Origin of the sequence: Lysinibacillus sp. Bpr_S20, assembly GCF_023337835.1 — a bacterium.
In the GTDB taxonomy this organism is placed as follows: domain Bacteria; phylum Bacillota; class Bacilli; order Bacillales_A; family Planococcaceae; genus Lysinibacillus.
Genome location: NZ_JALNLQ010000009.1, coordinates 60,195 through 79,437 on the forward strand (window position 1 = coordinate 60,195; position 19,243 = coordinate 79,437).

At 34.6% G+C, this 19,243-nt stretch carries 23 protein-coding genes; 15 read left to right on the forward strand and 8 right to left on the reverse strand.

What is annotated here, in order from left to right; translation table 11 throughout:
• Positions 1-125 precede the first annotated feature (125 nt).
• On the forward strand, positions 126-482 hold the full coding sequence (locus MWJ95_RS18975) for a VOC family protein (RefSeq protein WP_249075809.1): 357 nt from the start codon (positions 126-128) through the stop codon (positions 480-482).
• 251 nt (positions 483-733) lie between these two features.
• Complete coding sequence (locus tag MWJ95_RS18980; RefSeq protein ID WP_249075808.1) at positions 734-967, forward strand: hypothetical protein; 234 nt, start codon at positions 734-736, stop codon at positions 965-967.
• Between the two features lie 263 nt (positions 968-1,230).
• Here MWJ95_RS18980 and MWJ95_RS18985 read toward each other — a convergent pair whose 3' ends face one another.
• On the reverse strand, positions 1,231-1,350 hold the full coding sequence (locus MWJ95_RS18985) for a YjcZ family sporulation protein (RefSeq protein ID WP_249075807.1): 120 nt from the start codon (positions 1,348-1,350) through the stop codon (positions 1,231-1,233).
• Positions 1,351-1,618: 268 nt separating this feature from the next.
• Here MWJ95_RS18985 and MWJ95_RS18990 point away from each other — a divergent pair, with 268 nt between their 5' ends.
• Positions 1,619-2,326: a DNA alkylation repair protein gene (locus MWJ95_RS18990; RefSeq protein WP_249106956.1), complete on the forward strand. Its 708-nt coding sequence runs from the start codon at positions 1,619-1,621 to the stop codon at positions 2,324-2,326.
• An 828-nt stretch (positions 2,327-3,154) separates the two neighbouring features.
• On the opposite strand, the gene MWJ95_RS18995 is transcribed toward MWJ95_RS18990, so the two are convergent.
• Together MWJ95_RS18995 and MWJ95_RS19000 are read right to left on the reverse strand one after the other, a co-directional pair.
• Positions 3,155-3,862 (reverse strand): coiled-coil domain-containing protein, encoded by a 708-nt coding sequence (locus MWJ95_RS18995; RefSeq protein ID WP_249106957.1) that lies wholly within the window; start codon positions 3,860-3,862, stop codon positions 3,155-3,157.
• A 504-nt stretch (positions 3,863-4,366) separates the two neighbouring features.
• On the reverse strand, positions 4,367-4,648 hold the full coding sequence (locus tag MWJ95_RS19000; protein WP_249106958.1) for a site-specific integrase: 282 nt from the start codon (positions 4,646-4,648) through the stop codon (positions 4,367-4,369).
• Between the two features lie 100 nt (positions 4,649-4,748).
• Between MWJ95_RS19000 and MWJ95_RS19005 the strand changes: the two genes are divergently transcribed.
• The 5 genes from MWJ95_RS19005 (at position 4,749) to MWJ95_RS19025 (ending at position 6,680) form a co-directional block, all read left to right on the forward strand.
• Positions 4,749-4,928, forward strand: a complete 180-nt coding sequence (locus MWJ95_RS19005) for a hypothetical protein (protein ID WP_249106959.1) — start codon at positions 4,749-4,751, stop codon at positions 4,926-4,928.
• A 174-nt stretch (positions 4,929-5,102) separates the two neighbouring features.
• Complete coding sequence (locus tag MWJ95_RS19010) at positions 5,103-5,432, forward strand: FmdB family zinc ribbon protein (protein WP_249106960.1); 330 nt, start codon at positions 5,103-5,105, stop codon at positions 5,430-5,432.
• A complete protein-coding gene (locus MWJ95_RS19015) occupies positions 5,425-5,805 on the forward strand; it encodes an HNH endonuclease (protein ID WP_249106961.1) in 381 nt (126 codons plus the stop codon). Before MWJ95_RS19010 ends, MWJ95_RS19015 begins: the two co-directional genes overlap by 8 nt.
• A 127-nt stretch (positions 5,806-5,932) precedes the next feature.
• A complete protein-coding gene (locus tag MWJ95_RS19020; RefSeq protein WP_249106962.1) occupies positions 5,933-6,448 on the forward strand; it encodes a phage terminase small subunit P27 family in 516 nt (171 codons plus the stop codon).
• A gap of 55 nt (positions 6,449-6,503) precedes the next feature.
• Complete coding sequence (locus tag MWJ95_RS19025; protein ID WP_249075801.1) at positions 6,504-6,680, forward strand: hypothetical protein; 177 nt, start codon at positions 6,504-6,506, stop codon at positions 6,678-6,680.
• Positions 6,681-6,749: 69 nt separating this feature from the next.
• Here MWJ95_RS19025 and MWJ95_RS19030 read toward each other — a convergent pair whose 3' ends face one another.
• The gene (locus MWJ95_RS19030) at positions 6,750-7,376 is read right to left on the reverse strand and encodes a hypothetical protein (protein ID WP_249075800.1); all 627 of its coding nucleotides are present in this window, start codon (positions 7,374-7,376) and stop codon (positions 6,750-6,752) included.
• 314 nt (positions 7,377-7,690) lie between these two features.
• Here MWJ95_RS19030 and MWJ95_RS19035 point away from each other — a divergent pair, with 314 nt between their 5' ends.
• Entirely contained in the window at positions 7,691-8,425 is a 735-nt protein-coding gene (locus MWJ95_RS19035; RefSeq protein WP_249106963.1) for a hypothetical protein, read from the forward strand.
• A 706-nt stretch (positions 8,426-9,131) separates the two neighbouring features.
• Here MWJ95_RS19035 and MWJ95_RS19040 read toward each other — a convergent pair.
• Together MWJ95_RS19040 and MWJ95_RS19045 are read right to left on the reverse strand one after the other, a co-directional pair.
• Entirely contained in the window at positions 9,132-9,413 is a 282-nt protein-coding gene (locus MWJ95_RS19040) for an acylphosphatase (protein WP_249075798.1), read from the reverse strand.
• A 45-nt stretch (positions 9,414-9,458) separates the two neighbouring features.
• Entirely contained in the window at positions 9,459-11,186 is a 1,728-nt protein-coding gene (locus tag MWJ95_RS19045) for a globin-coupled sensor protein (protein WP_249075797.1), read from the reverse strand.
• A 126-nt stretch (positions 11,187-11,312) separates the two neighbouring features.
• On the opposite strand from MWJ95_RS19045, the gene MWJ95_RS19050 reads away from it, so the two are divergent.
• Together MWJ95_RS19050 and MWJ95_RS19055 are read left to right on the forward strand one after the other, a co-directional pair.
• Positions 11,313-11,600, forward strand: a complete 288-nt coding sequence (locus tag MWJ95_RS19050) for a DUF1033 family protein (RefSeq protein ID WP_249075796.1) — start codon at positions 11,313-11,315, stop codon at positions 11,598-11,600.
• Between the two features lie 217 nt (positions 11,601-11,817).
• Positions 11,818-12,018 (forward strand): cold-shock protein, encoded by a 201-nt coding sequence (locus MWJ95_RS19055; protein ID WP_004230088.1) that lies wholly within the window; start codon positions 11,818-11,820, stop codon positions 12,016-12,018.
• Positions 12,019-12,293: 275 nt separating this feature from the next.
• On the opposite strand, the gene MWJ95_RS19060 is transcribed toward MWJ95_RS19055, so the two are convergent.
• On the reverse strand, positions 12,294-13,103 hold the full coding sequence (locus tag MWJ95_RS19060; RefSeq protein WP_249106964.1) for a S1C family serine protease: 810 nt from the start codon (positions 13,101-13,103) through the stop codon (positions 12,294-12,296).
• 698 nt (positions 13,104-13,801) lie between these two features.
• Between MWJ95_RS19060 and MWJ95_RS19065 the strand changes: the two genes are divergently transcribed.
• From MWJ95_RS19065 to MWJ95_RS19080, 4 genes are all read left to right on the forward strand, one after another.
• Positions 13,802-14,479, forward strand: coding sequence for a class I SAM-dependent methyltransferase (locus tag MWJ95_RS19065; RefSeq protein ID WP_249106965.1), 678 nt, complete (start codon positions 13,802-13,804; stop codon positions 14,477-14,479).
• 489 nt (positions 14,480-14,968) lie between these two features.
• A complete protein-coding gene (locus MWJ95_RS19070; protein ID WP_249106966.1) occupies positions 14,969-15,943 on the forward strand; it encodes a TolB-like translocation protein in 975 nt (324 codons plus the stop codon).
• A 339-nt stretch (positions 15,944-16,282) separates the two neighbouring features.
• On the forward strand, positions 16,283-16,756 hold the full coding sequence (locus MWJ95_RS19075) for a DinB family protein (protein ID WP_249075792.1): 474 nt from the start codon (positions 16,283-16,285) through the stop codon (positions 16,754-16,756).
• Between the two features lie 108 nt (positions 16,757-16,864).
• Positions 16,865-17,002 carry a hypothetical protein gene (locus MWJ95_RS19080; protein WP_249106967.1) on the forward strand — a complete coding sequence of 46 codons (138 nt, stop codon included), beginning with the start codon at positions 16,865-16,867 and terminating at the stop codon, positions 17,000-17,002.
• A 287-nt stretch (positions 17,003-17,289) separates the two neighbouring features.
• Here MWJ95_RS19080 and MWJ95_RS19085 read toward each other — a convergent pair whose 3' ends face one another.
• Positions 17,290-18,894 (reverse strand): ABC-F family ATP-binding cassette domain-containing protein, encoded by a 1,605-nt coding sequence (locus MWJ95_RS19085; RefSeq protein ID WP_249106968.1) that lies wholly within the window; start codon positions 18,892-18,894, stop codon positions 17,290-17,292.
• Between the last annotated feature and the right edge of the window lie 349 nt (positions 18,895-19,243).

The window sequence follows — 19,243 nt, forward strand, 5'->3', positions numbered from 1 at the left end:
TGCGTACGATCTTTAATTTTGATAAGGCCCTTTGACTTTTATTTACCTTCGTAGTTGAAAGATAATTTTGAACATTCTATAATTGTAAATAACAGGTATTTAAACGAATTATAGGGGGATGAATTATGACTCAAGTTTGTGTTATCAGCATTTATGTACCTAACATCGAAAAAGCAATTGATTTTTACACTACTGTTCTAGGTTTTGAAGTTAACAAACAATACGGACCTAAAATCGTAACACTCGTTCATGGTGATTTACCATTAGTTCTAGAGGAATCAAAAGAATCTAATTCTATTTCTAAAGATTTCTTAGGCGTGGTTTTAGCTTTAAAAACAGATGACATTCATCAAACAGTTAATAAGTTAAGAGAACATAATGTTGAGTTCATTGTAGATGAGCCGATGGATTGCCCTCCAGGAAAAGTAATTAGCTTCAGAGATCCTTTCGGGAATGTTTTAGAGTATTTACAATTTATGTAGATAGATATATGTTACAGAAAGTCACATCTAACAAGGTGTGACTTTTTTTAACTTCGATTAATTGAAAATAAGATTGTTAAATAAGTTAAACAACATTATAATGGTGTTAATTAAATCCAATTCTTTAAAAACTTACATGTGCAAAGGTGATTTTCAATATCTCATGTAACTAAAAATTTAGCCATAAAGATGACTTTGTAAGTAGAAAGGATGAGTTAGTCATAAAACATACAAACAATAAAATTGAGATATTGGATACTAAAATTGTTTTAGAGAAATACAAGGAAAATATAGAAGATATTCAAAAATCACTAAAACAGCTTGAATTGGAAATTAGTCATTTACAAAGGGAAGGATTAGTTGAATTAGATAAGTTGGCTAACGAATTAAGTACGTTGCAGATGCTTTCAATGAGTATAAAATTTAAAGCAAATAGTCTTAGCTGTAAAAGCAGTAAAACGATTGGGATATTAACGACTGAATAAATATGGTAGGTTGTCTCATCCATTTCTGCAATGTTAATTTGGGCAATAATAGAAAAAGTAAAGTAACGTGCAAAGTCATATCCAATTGGGTATGGCCTTTTCTTTTTCTTGTAAAGTCCAGTGGATGTTTTGAGTGGATTATAGTACTTTGTGTAATGAATAATAAAAGGGTCACCTGAGAAAAGTGACCCTTAGAAAAGAAATAGAGGTATAGGATTATTTGTATTGTTATGGATTAATAGATATGATTTATGATAGAAATATTAATATGAATTATAGAAGAAAGCAGCACCAACAATAATTAGAAGAATGAATAGTACAACAAGTAGCGCGAACGCTGAACCACCGCCGTAGCCACCACGGTTACCACAATATTGAGACATATTAATTCTCCTCCTTTCTTTCCTGTATAATATGTATAGTTTTCAAAAGTGAGTGCGATATATATCCTATATCGGCATAGAAAAATTAATTTTTTTATACGATGAAAATAATATGTGCAAATATGCAGCTTAATTTCGTATAGTACGACTTTACAGGGAGTGGCGTCGTTAATTAGACCAAATTGACAGGGCTTTTGAGTAGGCAGCAGAAGTGAATAGCAAGTTAATTAAAATTATAAAGGTAATGATAGAAAGGAAGTACAGGACTATGGATTTCGAAACAGTTATGAGGGAGCTTGAATCTCTAGGTAAAGAACGAACTAAAAAAATGTATATATCCAATGGTGCGCACGAGCCTCTTTTTGGTGTTGCAACAGGAGTGATGAAACCTATTGCAAAGAAGATAAAAATAAATCAACTTTTAGCTGAAGAGCTTTACGCTACAGGTAATTATGATGCAATGTATTTTGCAGGCATTATTGCAGATCCAAATGCTATGACTGAATCCGATTTTGATCGATGGATGGATGCAGCGTATTTTTATATGCTGTCTGATTATGTAGTGGCGGTAACATTATCAGAGTCAGCTATTGCACAAGACGTTGCTGATAAATGGATTGCAAGCGGCGACGAGCTAAAAATGTCAGCGGGTTGGAGTTGCTACTGCTGGCTTTTAGGGAATCGAAAAGACCATGAATTTTCCGAAAGTAAGATTTCTAATATGCTGGAAATTGTGAAAAGTTCTATTCATGATGCCCCAGAAAGAACGAAGTCTGCTATGAATAATTTTCTATACACAGTGGGGATTTCATATGTACCATTACATGAAAAGGCTGTTGAGACCGCAAAGGAAATAGGAATAGTAGAAGTCAAACGGGACAAGAAAAAACCTAGTCTTCTAAATGCTTTTGAAAGTATTCAAAAAGAAGTAGATAAAGGGAGAATCGGTTTCAAACGTAAGTATGTAAGGTGTTAAAACGGATCGATGTATGGATCCAGACGAATACTATCCAAAGTCACATCTAACAAGGTGTGGCTTTTTATTGTACATAGGGAAATGAATTTTGAGCAGTAGAGGACAAAAGCATAGAGAATGTCCAGTCGTTTTATTGGCTAGAAGGGCAAATGTGAATAAAATAGAAAAATTAATAAGAATATGGAATGATTATCGGTTCTATTGAATATAAGAAAAAGTTGAACAAAATTTTATCAATGTAAATGTCAAATAACAATGTACATTTTTGCTCGTTTAAGCATGTACACTTTCGATGATGGTTAACTACTTTTCTATATAAGTGTGTGAATAATTGCGACTTGACAAGGAGCCTTTACACATATGATTCGATAAAAACTAGAATTCATTTGTAGGAAGGGTTGGCTAACCGGACAAGGCAATCATGCCCGCCGTAAAGGCTAGACTACTTTTTTAATAAAAAATAGACACGCATTGTTATTAATCAATGCGGAGGTGTTTTACATTCGCTAACGATTGCATACAGTGTTTAGGAGCATACATTTGAAAGGAAGTGGAGGCAAATGAAAGTAACGGTTAAAGAATGGCGTATAATGTCTGATCGCAACAAACAATTACTTTTAAATGCGGTAGCAACTAAATAAAACATAGATGAAAAGAGAAATGAGACCAAGCAGTAACAACTACAACAAGTAGAAAAAGGAAGCAGTACTAGGAAAAAATAACAATATTTTAGTTCAAATTATGAGTTGTCCCACAGGCAACATCTCATTTAATAGATAAAATTAAATTGTCCAATAAAATGAAAAAAGGCAAGCAAAAAAACAAAGCTTATGCTTTGTTTTTTTGTCGATTGCATATGAGAAGAGGAATAATACATAACAATCCAAGGAAAATGAACAGAATGAAGTTGTTGATTGGATTATCTTTTAAAATAGTATCTTCTTGGTGTTTTTTTTCAAATTCTCTTACCTCGTCTGTTGCACTTACTTTATTATTTGGAACAAATTCTTTTTTAGTTACATCATAGTAATAAAACTTGTGTTTCTTAAAGGTGAAAAAGTCATCCATAACCGTTTTATATGAACTTGAAATCATCGCTAAGTTTACTTTTTCCGTATCAATCACTTTTTTTACATATTGTTCGCTTTCTTCTTTAAACAATTCTTTTTCTTTATTTAATAAGTTAGCTGCTTCACTTTTTACTTTTTCTACATCTTGCAGCGTTGTTGCTTTTTTCAATCCTTCTTCAATAAAGGCTTTTTGCTCGATTTTCATTTTTTCTTCAAATTCTTTTGATTTTTGCTCTAATAATGATTTATCATCTCTTTCAGTTTTAATCATCACCGTTTTTGTTTCTTGTGCTACTATTTTGGCGGAATCGCTTTTGTAATTAGGAACTTCATTTTTGATTTTTTGATTGACTGAATTCAGATACTCTTCTGTATCGATTTTTGTTGCCATGCTGGCAGATGAAAAAACGATACTCAATATACATAATGACAGTCCGATCACACTTAATTTTTGTATAAATTTCATTTGAATCACCCCCGTTTTTTTATTTAAACAGACAATTCTTTTTTCCATTTTCTTCATTTAGTCAAATTTTTTCTATTTTATGATTAAACAAGGAAATATAGAATAATCATAAACAGTATTTAAAAGTGGCAGAGAACTATTGGAAAATCAAATTATGGATAAAGTCCTCCCATTCATTTTTTGATTGAAACTTCCAAAATGGGTTATACAATTAAAAATTGGGTAATAGGGAGGTAAAGGGATACTAATTTTTCAATAGAGGGAATATAGAGGAAAAGACGATAGGAGTTTATTTATGGAAGGGAAAATAAAAAGGACTGGGCTTATTCCCAATCCTCATTAACCAAAAAGGAGGAGCCAGACTAAACAATGTCTGACAACACTGTTTCATCTAGGCTCAATGAGTGTCAAAATCCCTTTAAATCAATGAACTTTCACTTTTACAGCTTGCATGAAACTTCACTAAGTCGTATTCAACCGTATTCAAAATCGTATTCAAACTAACTAGATATTAATGTAGTTGGCGAATTTTTGAATTGCTTCACCTTTTGCTTTTTTGGTAACATGAGTGAAAATATTTAAAGTTGTATTGATATTGCTATGTCCTAAACGTTCTTTTTGGATCGACAGCATCCATTTTTGTGGAATGGCGAGCTGCAAATATTCGTTGTACTTATTACTAAATACAAGTTGGTCTGGTTTTAATGTGTTATAGCCTAATTTAAAGTAATCATGTTTTTGTCTTTTTTTCCATTCATTTAAAATATCTATTGTTTTTTGATCCATCTCGATTGTACGGATGGATTTTTTTGTTTTTGGCGGTTTTACTAAAAGGCGGCCTTTTAAACCTCAGGACAAAGTTTTATTAATACGAATTTCGTTTGTTTTGAAATTTATATCATTCCATGCAGCTGAAACATTTTTAAAACAGTTTAATGAAGTAGCTGATAACATAACTCGAAATCAATGTGCTGTATCACTTGAAAGTCTCGTGAAGAAAGTAGTTGCAATGTATATTATAGAGAACGATGATAAACTACCAACTCGATTAGAAGGCAGCGAATAACTAAATAGGTTTTCGATTGTACTTTACAAATCCAAAAATCAAATTGAAAAAACTGAATTACGATTAGCAATATACTTATCAGTATTCAATGATTTAACCAACGCAAAAGTTAAACCGCAAGAACATAAGCAGAGGTTGAATATTTACCTAAGATAGAAGCGAAAGTGGAAAGGGATGAGTAACATGGAACCAATCTACGCAAGGTGTGACAAGTCATGTGGTCACAATTTCTATGTCCAACACTTCAAGGAAGATAAACTGCATAACACTATCGAAAAGACATACTTCAACTGTCCTAATTGCGGACAAGAGTATGTCTGTTTTTATACCGATGAAGAAGTGAGGAAGCTACAAAAGAGGCAACGTGAACTACAGCGTAAGCTAAAGTGGATGACTGATGACGCTGAAGTAAAGGCGCTACTGATAGAGCTGGAAGGGATACGTGCAGCTACGAAGGAACGTATGGATGCAATTAAACAAGAGGCTGAAAAGCAACATGAATAGTAAACCTCTACGTCTATGCAACAAGCCTGGATGTCCTAACTTAACGCGCAGTGGTTATTGCGAACAGCACAAGGAAACGAAATCAGAAAACAATCGTTACTACGACAAATATCAACGCAACAAGAAACATGATCGCTTCTATCATTCAGCTTCTTGGATTAAATGCCGAGACTACATTAAGATTCGTGACAACGGATTATGTCAGCATTGCAAAACGGAAAAGCGAATTACAATTGGAGTTTTAGTTGACCATATCATTCGATTATCTGTGGATTGGAACAAAAGATTAGACGAAGACAACTTACAATTGCTTTGCCAATCTTGTCACAACAAAAAAACAAACGAAGATGTACAAAAGTACGGAAGAAAATAGGATAGCCCCCCTCCTTTTCACTTTAGTGAGCGAAAGCGTCCTACACCGACTGCCCGTTTTCTGCGCAAAAACCCGTTTTTGAATATTTGTTTGGAGGACCTAGATTAATTGAAAGTGAGGTGATAGTATGGCAGGTCGAAATAAGCAGCCATTGCAAGTGATTATAGGAAATGGACGCTCTAAGCATTTGACAAAAGATGAGATGAAAAAGCGTCAAAAACATGAAGAAAAGATGCGTGGACCGACTGAAAACATTGAAATTCCATCGTATTTAACAGCTGCACAAAAGAAGGAATTTACAGAGATTGCTGAAAAGCTAGTAGCACTTGAAATTTTCAGCGAGCTTGATGTGGATTCTTTAGCGAGGTATTTGGACTCGAAACATCAGTATCTACAACTGGTAAAAGATATACGAAAAATCAAACCAACAGAGACAGTTGAGCAGGAAAACGGCAAAAAAATCACAATTGTCAATGACGATTATCCAAAGTTACAACGTACAAAAAATACATTGTTTAACGAATGTCGTTCTGCAGCTGCTGATCTTGGTCTTACTATTACATCACGTTTGAAATTAGTCATTCCTTCCCCCTCAACTGTGGAAGGCAAAAGCGAGGCACAGAAGCGGTTCAAATGCATCTGACTTCATAAAGGCTAAGAACGTTCTATTCATAATTGCTATGGACATTAAAGAAGGTGTGCTTACAGTTACAAGTACATTAAGAGCTGTATTTGTAGGTGCACATAACAAGGCTGTAGAGAGATTAAATAATAAGTCGACTAAATCATCATCTGTGGAGGGCGAACCGCATAAAGAACGTCCTGTACCTTTCTATAATTGGTTAGAGGAAAGAATATTCATAAACAATAAATAAGCGCATGACTCAATTTAACCTTTTTTAAATCATACACTTATTTATTGTATTAATAGTAGATGGAATTCTTTATACAATATTAATACCCGCGCTCGCAGTACCTTCAACTGAAAAATTTAATGCAGGAGGATTTATTATTGATGAAATGTAAAATACCATTAATAAACGATCCCCAACCGATACTGGTACAGGCTCAACATTTGCTGAACCAAAAGTTATTCCTGCTGGAACTCCAGCGACAGGTGGAGCTAAATCAACACGTACATTTGTAGCAGTGAAGATGTTACTTCCTACAGGCGCACGATAGATTTGAGCTGTTATAGTAGTAAGCCCTCCTCGGTTAAGATCTAAAAAGTAATTAAATGCTGCGGAAATAGCAGTAATATTACCATTGCGTGGAACTGAGAAGGCTTCGCTTAAAAGTCCAGATAAGTCTATAGTATTGTTTAAGATAGGCACACCATTAATAGCAGTACCGAATCCTATAAGGCTAGACGTTAATCCAAAGTCAGGTCCTATAGTAACTACAGAAGTTGAAATTCCCGAGGTAAAAGGGATTATTGAACCGCTGTCGTTTTCTTTGCCACTTTCAATTTCCGAGTTTATACAGTTTATATTTTTTGCCACAAAAGGTCCAACATTTTTGCATTCTACTCGCGGTGATAAACAATTACAACTTCCATTATTTATACACATAATTTACCCTCCCTTCATCTTATGTTATGTAAAAAAAAGTGAGAGAGAAGGGCTATTAACTATATGAATATTTTTTATTTGTAAAGATCCAGTGCCTTTTTATAACTGGTTAAATGAGCGTGATAGCCATCCACAATCAATGAGTAATAGTCCATATAATTTAGATAATTTGGTAGAATGGTAGATGGATGAGATAATGATATGGAAAAACACTCTACTTGTTGTATTTTTAACATTTGTTGGTAGAATATAAGATTTCAGGTATATAATACAAAGATAATATGTTCTTTAAAATAAAACTGAGTAGGAGGAGAATGATGAAAAAATTATTTATTGTGTTACTAGCAGCATTTGTATTTGCGATAGTACATCCAACAAAATCAGAAGCAAAAGTGATGTATGATGGAGCAGAAGTTGTAAAAGGGCAAACAGGGAAAATGACCTTTAAAAAAGATATCAAGGTGTACAAGAAAAATCCAAATGGCACATTTGATTCGTTAATGGTTAAGCGAAATAAATTCTTTAGAACGTATGATATCGAAAAATATGATGGCAAAATATTTTACCAGATGGGGGAATACCGCGTTCAAGCAACGGATTTGGTAGTTTTCAAAGAAGTACCAATAAAAATTCGTTCATCTTTCTATAACGATCCAATTTACATTCATATAAATCGTGATAATGGTATGGGTTCGTATGGATATTATTTTCTTAGACATCAACTTACTTTCCTAGATAATGGTCGCGTTGACCATTGTTTTAGTGATGGTGATGAGGGAACATATTGTGACAGGTATCTTAGTACAGATTTTAAAATAACTGAGAAGATAGAAAGAGAATACGGAACGCGTTACGAGATAACAAAAAATGCAGAAGGTAAAGGCGTTCCATTAAAAGAATCTAAAACTGAAAAAATTATGGAAAAGGGAAGCATTGTTTATGTAAAGGGTCTTGAAATGAATGGGTATCTATATGTAGGCTTAGAAGGAAATGACGCTCCAAATATTTGGCTTCCAGTGAATGTATTAAAGCCAGTTGTAGATAAGTGATAGATTAAGAATTTATAAAGCCCTCTTTTTTATTTGATAAGGGGGCTATTTTTTATGGTTGATTGACATGCGGATAGGATGTTTGTCGATGGTCTTGGGCTTAGATGAAGAAAATATATAAAGACCACTCCGTGATGGGTGGTCTTAATGTTTTTTGCCACCGTCATCCTCCGATTAGCTGAACTATCTAAGTCGAATCCAGAAAAAGCACTGGAACTTTTGCAAGCTTGGGGTGAGGGTACAAAAACCATAAAAAAACTGTTGGATGAGGTCACTCAAATATGTGGGTGATACTATCTGCACTTCATAGCTAGATAGAGACAAAGAATAGAGAGATAGGAGGGAATGTACTGAAAACCATACCATCTATTGAAACGCAACAACGTATGCATGCTTTCTTTATGAAAACATCAGCACCACGTATTTATAAAAAACGTTTGGAAGAAGAGCAAAGACGAAAAGAAGTTGAATCCCAACAATATGCGAATAAAGATAAGTAATAAAATAAGCACTTGCTACGGCAGTTGCTTTTTTGGAAGGCAAAATAAAAAGGACTGTGGAATTTATCCCAATCCTAATTAAACTTGCCCCCAGCAACGTCTTTTTTTATAAACCGTATTCAAAACCGTATTCATTCAATAATGTAAAGAGCCGAAAAGCTTGATAAACCTTGGTATTACTGCACTATAAAAATAATGAAGCCAGACTAAACAATGTCTGACTCCATGCGTGCATAACCTTTTAAATTGTCAAAAAGCTCTAATGTAAATGAATTGGAATCTGCTTGAGGGCTTACACCCTTTTGAACAAATATTAAAAATTCATCTATCGCTTTTTGAGATCCTTCAATTTCAACCTCAATTTGATCTTGATCATTTAGTTTACAGTATCCTTTTAATCCTAGCTCAATCGCTTTTTGTTTTATGAAAAAACGGTAGCCAGTTCCATAAATATCTCCGAAAAATTGAATTCGCGCTCGTTTGTTCAAGCTAACACCTCCTACTAGTGAAGGGGGAAAGAGCCCCCTTTGTGCTTAGTGCATCACACGTTCTTTTTCTAAAGACGCAATTAAATTATTGATATAATAGAGAACCTGCTGAGAAGCTTGATCTACTTCTTTTAAATGAACCTCAGCCTGTTGAATATTGCCCAACTTGTACGCCTCTGCTGCTAACTTCGCCGATTCATGAACACGTAAATGATAGGCATCTAAATCACGATACTCCTGCAAGTGTCCGAAACGTTCTACTGCGCGAGCAGATGTATACCATTTACCGAGACGACAATCAGTATGCGAAGAAACGTCACTTGGTTCAACGTTTTCAAGACCTAAGAACATATTATAAATTCGCCATTTCCATAAAATATGATCGGCCTTTGATAATTGTAAAAGTGCTATAGATGATAGTTGAACATTATTATTCGAAATAATGTCATTTCGGAAACGATTAATTTCTTTTCCTAAAGCGTGAATATCTCTTGATGTATTATGGCTATAGTCGCGAATATCATCTTGAAGATTAGAAATTTCAATCATTCTTGCAGAGACTTCATCAATAGCTGCTGCCTGCTCCTCAGATATCGCAGCAGTATTTGTCACATCTAGGTTTATATCTTCAATGGCATTAACAATCGCATTTAATAATGGTAACGATTCTTTAGCTTCCACTGTCGCTTCTTTAATAATTCCTGTCGTTTCTGTAATCGAGTTTGACACATCATTTGAATAGCTCTTTAAATGATGAACATTTGTAGTGACTTCACTAAGCGCTGATACCGTTCCCTCAGCAAGCTTTCGTACCTCCTGTGCAACTACGGCGAAGCCTTTTCCATGTTCACCTGCACGTGCTGCCTCTATAGATGCGTTCAAAGCAAGTAAATTTGTTTGATCGGCAATTTGGTTTATTAACGTTACAACATTTTCGATATCATTTACCCGTTTTTGTAATTCTGAAAAGGACTCAACAATCGATGTAAATGTCTCTTCAGTTTTAAAGATTTCAGAAAGGGCATGCTCAATTGCATTTTTCCCTTGAACAGCATGATCAACAGATTCAGTTGTTTTTTCAGAAATACGGGAAGACATTCGAGCAACTTCGTTAATAGAAGCGGCAATTTCTTCAGTTGCTGCGGTAGAGGACTGGATTTCTTCGTTTTGTTGATCTAAGCTATATACTAAATCTTTCATATACATGATTTTTGCGTTGACATCCATTAAAGAGGAAATTTCAGCGACTACATTTTCAATCGTGCGTTCTGTTAATACTTCGATGAGTAATTCCTGATCAACATTGACAGCAGATTGGAAAGATTTCATGTATTCAAAAGCTTTATTAGGTTTTAAACCAAAGTTATGTAGAATGTATGTAGTAATATAAAATGCAAATTGATTGAAGACGACGATTAGTTTACCAGGCTCATATTGATTCTTTCTGAATAAATTGAAAAATTTAACGGTTTCTTCCACATATTCATCATCTCGATTAGCTAAGAAAAATTGCGTTAAGTATCGATTAATATTTTCTTCACTAATTGTTAGTTGAGAGGAGAGAGAGAGTTCACTTAAATAATTATTAAAAATCGCGTTCATTGAAGGCGTGATATCTTTTAATTTAGTGTAGAGAGTTTTTAAATTCTCTTCATCTTGAGAATTGAAATGGTTAAATGCTAATGTTTTATTAAATCGCCCAGTAGCATTTAAATTTGTACCACGCTTTAATAATTCCTCGAGTTCGGCCTTAGGTCGAATACTTGAAAACATAAAAAAATACCTCCCAAAAATAATGAATAATAAGGTAATAATAGCATATTACAGGGTGTTTTAATAGACATTTCAAATGTCTTTGCTAAAATGAAAATATCTAATACAGCAGGGAATGTGGCAAATATGTATACAATTATTTACATGAAAGCTGATTATGAGCCTTGGTGGAAGTTTGAAGGCTGGGAGGCTTTTATACAAACAAATGAAACATATGAAACGGAGGAGCAATTTAATGCAGCATTGCAAACAAAGTTACAGCACTTCCGATTAACATATGACAATGAGGTAACGAAAGAAGGAGGATTTTGGGCCTTCTGGTCAGAAGATGAAAGTGTTTTTTGTGATGCTTGTGATGATGATGTCCAAATATATCACGGTATTATCGTTATAAAACCTGAAAAACAGAAATAAAATTTAAAAATTTGAAAAAAAACATTTTTCTTTATTTGACAAAATTATGAATGACGGTTATACTTAGTTTAACAATTTAATTGCTTCACCGGAAACATGAATTCACATATTACAAAAAGTGATCGCGTTAGTTCGGTACTCTTTGTAATATGTGAATTTTTTCATTCGTTGAAGAAATTACATATTGTTCACTTTTATTTTTTGGAGGTTTTCTTAAATGAAACAAGGTACAGTAAAATGGTTTAACTCAGAAAAAGGTTTTGGATTCATCGAAGTTGAAGGTGAAAACGACGTATTCGTACACTTCTCAGCTATCCAAGGCGAAGGTTTCAAAACTCTTGACGAAGGTCAAAAGGTGGAATTCGAAGTTGTAGATGGCAACCGCGGACCACAAGCTGCTAACGTAACTAAACTTTAATTCTCAGTAATTAAAATTACTTCCGTTAAACTAAGACATCCTATTGATATAGGATGTCTTTTTTTACGTGCTTTGAATTTCAAGAGTTACAATAGGAACAACAATAGTATGAAAGAGTATAGATACTACTATTATTACAATACAAAAGTTAAAAAAGAATTGGACATGGAGACAATAAGCCTTTCAATACATAATAAAATAAATTTATTATGTAAACTGAACCTAAATGAATTGCTTGTCTCGATTACATTCGGGACAAGCACCTTGACGTATAATTATTTACTTACTAAATGCTGTAACAACTTAACGGGAATAAACAAACCGACACGACCATACGGATCTACATTCGCCGTTGCAAAGACGATTCCTATAACCTCACCATCCAAATTTAAAACAGGACTCCCACTATTTCCGCGATAAACAGGGGCCTTCATCATCATAACTGGTTCCTGCCAATCTTCAAGGTGTGTTGATTCAAGTAGAGTCCCTTCATTTGCAATGCCCGTAAAGGCTAGTGGATTACCGATAAAATAGACATGCTCATTTTTGGTATAGCTAGGATTTTCAGCAAGTGAAAGGGAAGGAAGCTTATTACCAGTTACTTGCAATAATGCTAAATCTATATCTGGGTAACTTTGCACTAAGTTAGCGCCCATTAATCCTTCCTCAGGAAAAACGACGAATATAGATTGGGCATCTTCTACAACGTGTGCATTAGTTACGATCAGCCCATCTGAAGAAATCGAAAAGCCTGTGCCTTTACTAGAACCTGTAGAGATCTCTACAACTGCTTTTTTATAGGTTTTTATATCCTCTTGCGCTGATAGCCGAGCAGACACCTTCAAAAATTCAAGAGCTGGGATGGAGTAAATTTGAAAGATAAGGGCAAATGTATTCAAAAATAACACAAATGCCATACTCCAGACAATCCATTTGACAATTGGTTTTCGTTTTTTAGGTTTTTTACCTTGCAGTTGTTCTTCTTGTTCCTGCGCTAACGCTTTTTGCTGTTCAGCGAGAACAAGCTCGATCAATTCTTCTTCCGTCAGTTCTTCATCTGTTGTTGATCTATGTAAATCATTCATCAAAACTTCCTCCTTACTCAAAATGAAAGCGCCCAATCTGGACGACTGAATAAGTAAATTTCATTCAATTTTCTGTGGCAAGTTTGGCACTTTCAGTTGTTTGATGTTCAACAGGACTAATTTGACTACTGGTGTTTTGCCCTCTGTCCCAGTATGGTTTACCCCAACAAGTAGTTCCAAAGAAAGACATAGTGAAGCTCCTTCAGCTATTTTTTTCATTATACTTGAAGTTCCTAGGTTATACGACTGTTTGGGAAATCGAGTTTCTAGACAATTAATGTTGCATCGATAGATAAACTTAAGTGGAATGTTATAGAAATATATACCAACTATTGATTTTTGGAAATGGAACATTCATCAATTTATTAAAGCTACATTGACTAATATGGATATTCTGCTTAAAATGGATAATTATTACTTATTGTATTTTTTTACCTATAAATACATTTGAATAATATGTAGTGTTTTGAGAAGTACAGATAGTTGCTAAATATATCGAATACCTCCTAACCCTTTTGTATCTATGTTTCATGAAATTTTTACTGAACTAATATAGAGAACAGTTACATACAATGGATACAGGCTTTATAAGAATACAAAGGTATTAAAGTTAATATGAAAATATAAAAAAACATAGAAATCACTATGTTGCGTTTTACAAATGCAGGGGAGGAAAGGTAGAAAGGCGGTCAAGATAAATGAAAATTACCATGCGGTATGGGGTTGACGCTCCATTTTGGGTTGCTCTTTTAACTATTATCGGGCTAGTATTTACGTTATTGGGTATGTTTGGTTCAACAAATGGATTTGTATTGGGCTATGGTTTGATTTGTCTTGTGACGGGCCTATGGATGTTTATATACTCAACAACTATTAAAATCGCACACAGAGAGGTGATTTTGAACCTTGCACAAGTTAAAGCAGGTGATGAACTTCTTGATGTGGGAACAGGTCGTGGACTTTTGGCTATTTCGGCATCTCAAAGGGGTTGTAAGGTGACAGCCACTGATATTTGGTCAAAATGGGACTTGGGGGGGAATGGAAAAGCTAAACTGCAAGCTAATATAGTTGCTGAAAATGTAGCGGCAATCGACATCGTGGATGCTGACGCTCGGGAACTTCCATTTTCGGACGGGAGTTTCGACGTTGTGGTTTCAAACTTCGTAGTCCATAACATTAAAAGTGTGGAAGGAAGACGGAAGGCGATTCTTGAAATGTGGCGAGTTTTAAGCCCAAATGGACGATTAGTCATTTCTGACTTCAGTAAAACTTCAGAATACATTCAAATATTAAATACAGTTTCCAATTGCGTAGAAATAAAGCAATTTTTTTATACATTTCCGTTTTCAAAAGCTATTGTTGTGAAAAAGATTTAAGAAATCAGTAAACAGCAAAGATGTAAATCTAGAATGTACTTCTATCAGGGGGGCAGAAAAGGGGAAATGATGATTTTAAGTTTTCTTTTAACTGGTTGGATAGTCAGTTGGTTTAAGTTTGACGAATTGTTTATTCTAGCGCTAAAGGAACTATTTAACAAAAGGGTGACAATCGCAAGTTATTATTTTACATTTTTTTGTATTGGAGCAATTGGAGACTTAATCTTATTTTTCAACGGAAATTACATATCCAATTTATTCAGCTAACGACCAGATGGCGGAATAAAGTAAGCAGCTTATAACAATAAAAGCATAGAACTTTGTGCTTTTTTTCTTCCTTCAATCTAATGATAATGAAGACCTTCTGGTTAATTTGAATCGACCTGAACCATAAAGTATTTGTAAACGTTGGTATATCAACCCTATTAACGTTTTGAGTGTTATTGGAATTTAATAATCGAAAATAACTTAGCAAAGGAAAATCGTATAATGTATATATTTATTTGTAAATGCAAAAAATCATCGTTTTTTACAGCAATAATTTTATTATCTTTATTGGTTCTATTGTTTGGATGTCAAGAGAAAGAAGACGACAGTACACTTATGAAAAAAAAGGAAGAGAACAGTACGATTAGTAACGAAAACGAAAAACTCATTGTTTCTATATTTGATAACGAAGGCAAAAGTAGCGTAGTGGAACTAGATGCTGAAAAAATTGTAGAGGAAGAGTTAGTGACTAATGAAACGGTTTGGTTGCATGCAACACTTTCAGGCAATAAACGATACCTTGCCTATACAAGTGCAAAAGGTGATGGACCTTGGGAGATTTATTTATTAGACAGAAATGATAAAAAAACTCATCAAGTCACAAATGATACTTTAGGACAACTTATGCCTAGATTTGGTGATAAGGAAGGTAAAACAATCTATAGTGAAATATTAGGGGAAAAATACCCTGTTTCAAAGATTGCAAAAGTAGATGTGGAAAAGAAAGATTCTATTGTATTTGATACTGAACAAGCTGATCGTGCTGTAGAAATGTATGACATTTCTACTAACAAAATCATTGGTGCATTTGTTTCTGAGGAAGAAAACAAGGCAAGATTTAAAGCAAGTAATGAGACTGGAGAAACTCTAGAGCAAATTATGTATTCAATATATGAAATGAATTTAGATGGATCCGACATGAAGTTGATCACAAGTATAAAAGCTATCAATATTGATTCTATTGCTTATGGACCTGATGAGAAGTCAATAATTCTTGGAGGTGAGAATGTAAATGAAGATGAAGGAAGTGGTATATATAAACTATCAGGTATACCTAAAAATGAAGAAGTTAATTTTAACGGTATAACTACTAAAATACAGTGTATCTATAAGTATGACTTTGATAATAAAGAAATAACAAAAGTATATGAGTATAAAAAACCTGCTTTTGTTACGGATATGACGGTTACATATTAGAATATGCTAATTGATTATTTAATGTCTCTTTGAATCGAACCCTGAATAGAGGACACACTTTATAAAAAAAAGTGTCTCTGTTCGGGGTTTTGTGTTTATGTACAATAGCTTGGTAAAATACTAGGTATAAGTCGAAAAATCCAGTGAAACATGAGACATGCGAACAACACTATGCTGCATTAGCTCAATGGCTAAATCTGTAACTAGTATACAATTTTATGATTCGCATACTAATTTTTATGAAATAATTATATTATGTAAACTTAGAGGTGGAAACTTGTAAGAAAGTTTCATATTTAATATGATAGAAGTGAACTTACGAAAATGGGAGGCGTTTAGATGTATCGACAAGTAGATGATTTTTTAAGTGAGTGGGCAGCATCAGCACATGGCACTATTCAAGTATTAAAAGCCGTAACGGATGAAAAGCTTGAGCAAAGTATCGTAGAAGATCACAGCACACTAGGCTGGCTAGGCTGGCATTTAGTTGGTGCGGCTGGTTATTTCAGTTATTTAGCAGGTTTACAGGTTCCTATGATTCGTCAAGAAGACTCAATTCCTTCTACAGCAGCTGAGATTGTAGCTGCTTACGAAAAGGTAGCAAATGATGTGAAAGAGGAAGCGGCAAAGCTATCAAATGAAGATTTGCTAGAGGAAGTAAAAGGCTTCAATGGACCAGTTAAAAGAGGTGCATTATTGCGTGTCCTAATCGATCATCAAACACATCACCGTGGACAAATGACAGTGCTCTTACGTCAAGCAGGCTTACCAGTTCCGGGTGTATTAGGTCCAACGAAAGAAATGCAAAAATAACCGTAAACGGCAGATACTCGGTGTATCTGTCTTTTTTTACTGAATATAATGACAGAATATGGGACATCACCCTATTTATTTGGTGTATTAATGATAACGGGGCTACTGATGTCACTGCTACTGGCAGTATTTTCCCCTGATACACGGACGATCATTGAATATGAGGAAACTGTCGAGAAAATACAAGAGAGTGAACAGATGTCAGATGCTCAAGTAGAAATAGCAATGACCTCGACTAAATCGTAGTAATGGCAAGAGAAGTGGGAATCATAACAGGGGCTGCAAATGGTATTGGTTAAGCAATTGCGATAGCTTTATCTCACAAGGGGAGACTGAAACATGTATAACAAAAGGCGTCAATTACGAAAGTTGCAATCAGCCGATTCAACGTATGGGGCTACCAAGTGAAATAGCTGCTGACTTTGCTTTTTTAGCAGTGAAGAAGCAAGTTATATTAAGGGACAAGTACATTGAAGATATCCTTCATCAAAGAAACAGGGTTCTCCTTTTGAATAGGAGAACCCTGTTTGTTATTAGTTTAAGCCTTGGCTATCTTTCCACTCTAGGAATTCATCATAAGTTAATAGTTTATCTAAAATTGTGCCGTCTTCACGGATTTCAATGACACGGTTCGCAATTGTTTGGATGAACTGATGGTCATGAGATGTGAAGAGCATAGCACCTTTGAAGCGCATAAGTCCTTCATTTAGTGCTTGAATAGATTCAAGGTCAAGGTGGTTCGTTGGTTCATCTAGTAAAATAACGTTTGCAGTTGCAAGCATCATTTTAGAAAGCATACAACGAACTTTTTCGCCTCCTGATAAAACTGAAGGAGATTTTTTCACTTCTTCACCAGAGAATAGCATACGTCCTAAGAAGCCGCGTAAGAAGCTTTCTGTTTCATCATCAGGAGAATATTGGCGTAACCATTCTACTAATGATTTTTCAGTACCTTCGAAGTATTTATCGTGATCATTTTCAAAGTAGCTTTGAGATGTTGTTACGCCCCATTTGAATGTACCAGCATCTGCTTTTCTTTCATCCATTAGAATATCAAGAAGAGCCGTTTTTGCCATTGGATTACCAAGTAAAATGATTTTATCCTCTTTGTTCATTGAAAAGCGAATATCTTTAAATAGTATTTCGCCTTCATTGCTTGCTGTAAGGCCTTCCACTGTTAACACATCGTTACCGATTTCACGTCCAGTTTGGAAGTTGATGAATGGGTATTTTCGGCTAGAAGGTTTAATGTCGTCAAGCTCGATTTTATCCAACATTTTCTTACGAGAAGTCGCTTGGCTTGATTTCGAAGCGTTCGCAGAGAAACGAGCAACGAATGCTTGTAGCTCTTTAATCTTTTCTTCTTTCTTCTTGTTTTGGTCTGCCATCATTTTTTGTGCTAATTGGCTAGACTCATACCAGAAGTCATAGTTACCAACATATAATTGGATTTTAGAGAAGTCTAAATCCGCAATATGTGTACACACTTTATTTAAGAAGTGACGGTCATGGGATACGACAATAACTGTATTTTCAAAGTTAATTAAAAATTCCTCTAACCATTGAATTGCTTTTAAGTCAAGGTGGTTGGTAGGCTCATCGAGTAATAGAACATCTGGTTTACCAAATAGAGCTTGTGCTAATAATACTTTGACTTTGTCAGAACCTTCAAGGTCAGCCATTAGCATATAGTGAAGCTCGTCGCCAATCCCTAACCCGTTTAATAATGTTGCTGCTTCTGAGTCAGCTTCCCAACCATTTAGGTCAGCGAATTCACCCTCTAATTCAGCAGCACGCATGCCATCCTCATCAGAAAAGTCTTCTTTTGCGTAGATAGCGTCTTTTTCAGATTTTACTTCCCAAAGACGTTTGTTCCCCATAACAACTGTATCTAATACATTGAATTCATCGTATTCAAAGTGGTTTTGTTTAAGGACTGATAAACGTTCGTCCTTACCCATTGATACGTGACCTTCCTGAGCTTCAATTTCACCAGAAAGAATTTTTAAAAATGTTGATTTACCAGCACCATTTGCTCCGATTAAACCGTAGCAATTCCCCGGTGTGAATTTTATATTTACGTCTTCAAATAGTTTACGATCGCCATAGCGAAGACCTACATTACTTACTTGAATCATGCAAGTTCCTCCTTTTTTCACAATGGCACTAGTATATCATGAAATATGTACCATAGTCTATAAACATTATTAAATCAACGTTTAGCGTTATTTAAATTTTTATAAAACATGAGTTCTTCGTCGCTTAATACAGATTTTCCTTACAAGAAAGCTAATACACTTTTAGATATCGGATGAAAAAGAGGTCAGACAATAGGGAAAAAAGTCTTTAAATACACTAAAACACATTGATTTGCTTTGGTAACAGTTGGACTGCGAACGCTTAGTTACTCAGAAATTCCACATACAAAAAATAAATTGTTGGTAAAATGAGAGAAAAATTCTTAACAATATTTATTTCTACATAAAA